General features: G+C 58.4%; 3 protein-coding genes. 2 read left to right on the top strand and 1 reads right to left on the bottom strand.

Features of this window, described 5'->3' with window-relative positions:
• The first annotated feature begins 231 nt into the window (after window positions 1-231).
• A complete protein-coding gene (locus tag AC1D15_RS24350) occupies window positions 232-876 on the top strand; it encodes an isochorismatase family protein (protein ID WP_477827996.1) in 645 nt (214 codons plus the stop codon).
• 585 nt (window positions 877-1,461) lie between these two features.
• On the opposite strand, the gene AC1D15_RS24355 is transcribed toward AC1D15_RS24350, so the two are convergent.
• Entirely contained in the window at window positions 1,462-1,710 is a 249-nt protein-coding gene (locus AC1D15_RS24355) for a hypothetical protein (RefSeq protein WP_477827994.1), read from the bottom strand.
• Window positions 1,711-2,564: 854 nt separating this feature from the next.
• On the opposite strand from AC1D15_RS24355, the gene AC1D15_RS24360 reads away from it, so the two are divergent.
• Entirely contained in the window at window positions 2,565-3,032 is a 468-nt protein-coding gene (locus AC1D15_RS24360) for a response regulator (RefSeq protein WP_477827995.1), read from the top strand.
• Window positions 3,033-3,078 lie beyond the last annotated feature (46 nt).

A 3,078-nucleotide genomic window follows, 5' to 3' on the forward strand; every position in this document is an offset into this window, starting at 1 on the left:
CCATGACCAAGGTCCCGGCTGCCGACGACGTCTTCGTGCGCTGGAATCGCACGATCCCCGCTGCCGAAGGCAGCACATTCAATCCCCACGGAGAAACACATGAAGCGTAGAGAGATGCTTGTTAGCGGCGCTGCAGTTGGCGCAGCGACATTGCTGACCGCGTCGGCGACAGCCGCAAACAAAGACGCCGCTGCAGGCGGTGCATCCAGTTCCAAAACCAAAGGAAATGACATGACAAACAAATGGATGATTGACCCAAACGATGCTGTATTGCTGCTGATAGATCATCAGAGCGGCTTGTTCCAGTTGGTCCGTGATATGGAGTACCGGGAACTCCGCAACAACGTAGTTGCTCTTGCGAAGGCAGCGAAGATCGCGAAGATCGCGAAGATCCCGACCGTCGCAACGGCATCAGTTCCCGGTGGTCCCAATGGTCCGATCATTCCCGATATCCTTCTGAGCAACCCCGATGTGGTGTACGTTCCGCGCGAAGGCCCGATCAACGCGTGGGATCACCGCCCCTTTGTCGAAGCCGTCGAGAAGACCAAGCGGAAGACATTGCTCATCGCAGGCACGCTCACGAGCATTTGCATGGTATTTCCTGCACTCAGCGCTCTCGCACAGGGATACAAAGTGTTCTGCATTGTGGATGCCTCGGGCAATTGGTCGAAGATGGCAACCGACATCTCAATTGCCCGGGTCACGCAGGCGGGCGCAATGCCAACTGACACATTCGCGGTGATTACAGAGGTGATGCACACTTGGAATCGCCCAGAAGCAATGGAATTCGCCAAGGTCTTTGTCGACCACGTCGAACCCGCATATGGGGCGTTGTTTGAAAGCTATGACATGGCACAAAAGAACGTGAAGAAGTAGGTTCAGACAAAAACTTGGACTTGGGCCACCTGGGGACAGGTGGCCCCTCAGTCTTCAACTTGGAGGAAGTTGCAGAAAAGCCAGATTCCTCACTACGCGAGCGACACCATGGATCAAAACGCGAAATTTGCCAGCACCGGCGACACCATGGCGCTATCGCCGTCCTTCGAACAACATTGAACTATTTTCTGATCCGTGAAATGGAGCAGGAGAAGGGAAAAACGCGAAGGTATGAATAAGCTGACAGGCCTCATCGCATCCTCATCGGTACACGGCACGATGATCAGATTCGCGGCGCCTCAGTTGAGTTTCCGACCGGCAACTCTGGTTGAAATTCGAAGCCCCGACCGTGCCTCATGAATGTCAGGTCTCCGACGCTCGATCCGAGCCGGACCAATGTCGCCGGTGGGTCGATGTGCGCCGGTCGCTGCACCAGCATGAACGTCGGCGCCGGGCCTGAACTAGGTCTCTCGACCTGGCACCGTCAGCAGTGGCTCGCCACCAACAGCGGACTGGCCTCAACGGATTTGCAATCCCCTGATCACATTAATAATCAACTACTTGCGGCCTCGCTACATCCCCGCTTCAGCAATCTACGCTGCTTGGCAGCGGCAGTGCATCTTTGCCATAAGCCAAGTTTGCATCGCTGCCCTCGTGAAACCGCGAATCCAGTTCCACGCCGTTACATGTCTCGATGGCAACGGTCAGCAAGAAATTTGCCTCATCGATCGCGCGCAGCAGAAGCGCAAAGTCAGGGTCATGCAAGAGCCGTCGACGCAGTGCTTGCCAAACGACGTCAATTTTGAGTGCTGCTTCTGGCGAAACGAGGCCCATGACTCCAGGATCAACCAACGCCGTTCGCGTGTATGTGCGATGGCGCACATACAGGGGGAACGGACCGCCCTGGGCTGATTGATGTCAGCTTTCGTCTATGTTCGCTCGCGCACAGTTTCCGGGAGCGCCGCCCGTAAGGGTGAGTTGCGCGCAGGCTCCTGATCATCYGTTCGGCAGCACCACGCCGAGTGGGAGCAGATTTCATGATGCATACCTTCCTGGCCGAGAAACGCGACGAGTTGCGCCATTAAGTGCATCAGGAAGCCGGAGCGTACCCGGTCCGGCGCCGAGCCTAACAGCGTCATAACGTCTGGCGAGCTACCAGCTAGCGCCGCAAGACGAGGAAGGGCGCTGTCGAGCGCCGCGACGCAAGTGGCGGGGCCGTCACGTACCGGGCCAAGCTCAATGTTGTACGTTCGGCGTCACCGACGGGAACGCGAACTCGCGCCCGACCATGGCGCGCGCGTACAGATAGTTCTCGAGGCCTCGCGCGCTGAGCGCGTCCAACTCAACATGCCCTTCAATGTCGCAAGGAAACACAAGCGCACGGCCATACAACCAGAGCGACTGGTACCGAAGGTCATGAGAGCAGTTCATGATTTGACCCGAAGACGGAGGCACCGACAACGCGCCGGACGCACGGATACATTCTGGGCGCTTCGGAGCGATGGAAAAGCAGGACACGCTCGCTAGACGCTGTAAGCGAGGAGGCCACCCGTCTGTTGCCTGCCCACCAGCGCCTCGAGCGCTCGAAGGGACTTGCTTGAGGAGCTGACAGCACGTGGGACAGCGCACAGACTTGGCTCCTCCTAGATGCAACGCTGCTACGTCGGTGTTCAAGTTGCGAGGCTCAGGTGAACAGTTTTCTTCGAGACGCTCCGGGCTCAGGCGGCTTCCTGAGAGGCTTGAAATGCTGGTTTCACCCCCAGTGGGCCTTCGAGCCAACTCCAGGGAAGAAGAGCGCATTCCTCCATGCGCCGCAGCAGCCGTTCGACGTGAACGGCGGCCTGACTGTCATGGTGGTGGACGACAACCCCAGCCATCTCATGAAGGCCTCTGAACTGCTCGAACAATGCGGCATCTCGGCCCTGCTCCCTTCGGACGGTGCTGAAGCGGTCCACCTTGCCTGCGAACGGAGCTTTGGCGTCATCCTGATGGACCCGCAAATGCCGGTGCTGGATGGGCTGCAGGCGACTTCGAGAATTCGGCAATTCGAAGGGGCGCACTCCCGTCGCCGAACCCCAGTGGTGGCGTACAGCACGTCAAAGGGTCCCAAGACCATACTGAATCGCCCCGGCTTTCGAGGAGGCCGGTTGGTGTGAGTCAGGCCGGGATGGCCTGACGGGTGGCGAGTTGCCGGTGGTAGTT

It is taken from the genome of Rhizobacter sp. P2_H2 (assembly GCF_056403375.1).